This window comes from Thermoproteus sp. CP80, from assembly GCF_002077075.2.
Taxonomy (GTDB): domain Archaea; phylum Thermoproteota; class Thermoprotei; order Thermoproteales; family Thermoproteaceae; genus Thermoproteus.
Genome location: NZ_LCWM02000060.1, coordinates 1 through 1,928, shown reverse-complemented (window position 1 = coordinate 1,928; position 1,928 = coordinate 1). Strand labels below are relative to the sequence as shown.

The window sequence follows — 1,928 nt, the reverse complement described above, 5'->3', positions numbered from 1 at the left end:
TGACGTAGGCAAGCCTAGTCAACGACTCAGGCGACACTAGCGGCCGCGGGAGGCCGGTTAAAAGCTTAGCCGCCGATCAGCGGCCCCGGCGGCGCTCCGCAGATCGAGTCGTCGACAGACCGCGGGGGCAAGCGGCCGGCTCCCGCTACGTCCGATATCCGACCGGCGCCTCGACGGCCTCGGCGCGCCGTCGGCCCCCTGGGCTTCTCCGAGTCCGCCGACGCGGGTACATCGCACCGCATCTACGCGCGACATCAGAGAGGTGCCTCGGCTAACAGGCAACCGCGGCAGACCTCTTGAGGCTGGCGGAGATCGCTGTGCGTTAGCCGATATTGGGTCGACATGTCGAGTTTAGCTGACATGTGGAGCCACGGAGCCACGGCGGCCGACATGCGGAATCGACCAACGTCCGGTCGGACCGCGCCGACGATGGCCGGAAGAGCTCGGTGGATGGGGCCGCCGGGATTTGAACCCGGGGCCTCCCGGCTACTCGGGCCGGGCGCCCTTTATGAGCCCTACGCGGGACTGGCCGGGACTGAGTCCCAGGGCGCTCTACCTAGCTAAGCTACGGCCCCCGGTCCGTTGAAGTGGGGCACATTTAAAGTTTATCCGCGCGGCGGCCCCGTCACGTTTTTTAGGGCGGCGTCGATGCCTACATAGACGTCCAGCCGCTCCTCGTGGCCGGCATCGTGGTCGTCGCGGCGTCTATCCCTATGGGCCCGACGTGCCCGCCTTCCTGGAGCTCCTGGCGCTGGTGGGGCTTGGGGCGCATCGAGGAGGTCTTTCTTGGTGAGCTCCGCTGTGGTCGCCCTCTTCGGCGCCATGGTCATAGGGCGTATCCGAGTCGGGGCCATGGAGCTTGTGGGGTCCGCCACATCGTCCAAGGTCAGGAGCCTCCCCTTGGCGGCCCTCTTGATATACCTCGCCGCCGGCCTCACATCGGCCCTCACATCCGACGTGGCCGTCCTGCTCGCCATGTCGGCGATGCTCTTCAACGCGGCCAAACGCCTAAAGGCCCCGCCGGCCGCCTATGTGTCGCCCCTCGCATTTGCCGTGGTGTTAGGCGGCAGAACGGTGGGCGCCTCGGCTGACATAGTCCTTCTCGGCGAATACCTCGCCAACACCGGCGAGAGGATCGACATATTCGCCTTCACCCCAAGACGGGAGCTCGTCGATAGGCCCCCTTATGAGCACGGAGCTGAACTTGGAGAGCGTGCGGGATTTTGTCAGAATCTGCACGCCCATCCTCCTCTCCGCCTCGCCTCTATCAACGCCGTCCAGCGCCTCGCCCACGGTAGCCCTCATGACGAGCATCCTACGGGGCATGGCAACTCCCTTGACGGATCTCTGGACGAACAACGCCACGGCGACTAGAAGAAGCGCAGTGAGAAGGTAGGAGACCAACAGCTCTCCTACCGTCGAAGGACCTCGTCGTGGAGCCCCTCGGCGAGAGGAGAGGGGAACTACGCCGAGCTCTTGGCGGCGACCCCTAGATCGCGTCTGATGAGGCGTAGCCTCTACTCGGAGCCCGCCCACGAGCTCTTCCCCGTGTCGGTGATAGGGATAGTCCCCGGCGGCCGCGTCTACAGCCTAGAGGCGTACGAGCTCAGGCCGGGCGACGAGGTCTTGGTGGCGGGCGACGAGAGGGCCATCGGGGCGTTGGCGTATAGACCGGATAGGTCCAAGGAGCAGGTCAAGCTCTTCAGCCCGCGCCTGGCGGCCTCGGCCGCGGCGACCTATCCGGCCACCTTCTACCTAGGCTGGTCTCACGCGGCCGGAAGCCTCAAATAGCTCGGCGTCTTTAGGGCCGTGGAGATCTACGTGGGGACCAGCGGCTGGATGTACGGCTGGAACCCGGACGGGTTGAGGTGGTATGCGGCCAACTCGGGCCTCAACGCCGTGGAGCTCAACGCCTCCTTCTACCGCTT

At 65.7% G+C, this 1,928-nt stretch carries 3 protein-coding genes, 1 tRNA gene and 1 pseudogene; 2 read left to right on the top strand and 3 right to left on the bottom strand.

Going from position 1 to position 1,928, the window contains the following annotated elements:
• Positions 1-451: 451 nt before the first annotated feature.
• From B7L68_RS08800 to B7L68_RS08275, 3 genes are all read right to left on the bottom strand, one after another.
• Positions 452-575 (bottom strand) — tRNA-Ile (locus tag B7L68_RS08800).
• 30 nt (positions 576-605) lie between these two features.
• Entirely contained in the window at positions 606-1,004 is a 399-nt protein-coding gene (locus tag B7L68_RS08280; RefSeq protein ID WP_081247187.1) for a hypothetical protein, read from the bottom strand.
• Positions 1,005-1,059: 55 nt separating this feature from the next.
• Entirely contained in the window at positions 1,060-1,365 is a 306-nt protein-coding gene (locus tag B7L68_RS08275; protein WP_081247186.1) for a hypothetical protein, read from the bottom strand.
• 138 nt (positions 1,366-1,503) lie between these two features.
• On the opposite strand from B7L68_RS08275, the gene B7L68_RS08270 reads away from it, so the two are divergent.
• On the top strand, positions 1,504-1,791 hold the full coding sequence (locus B7L68_RS08270; protein WP_081247185.1) for a hypothetical protein: 288 nt from the start codon (positions 1,504-1,506) through the stop codon (positions 1,789-1,791).
• Positions 1,792-1,809: 18 nt separating this feature from the next.
• Positions 1,810-1,928 (top strand): annotated as a pseudogene (locus tag B7L68_RS08265) (DUF72 domain-containing protein); the annotation flags it as partial.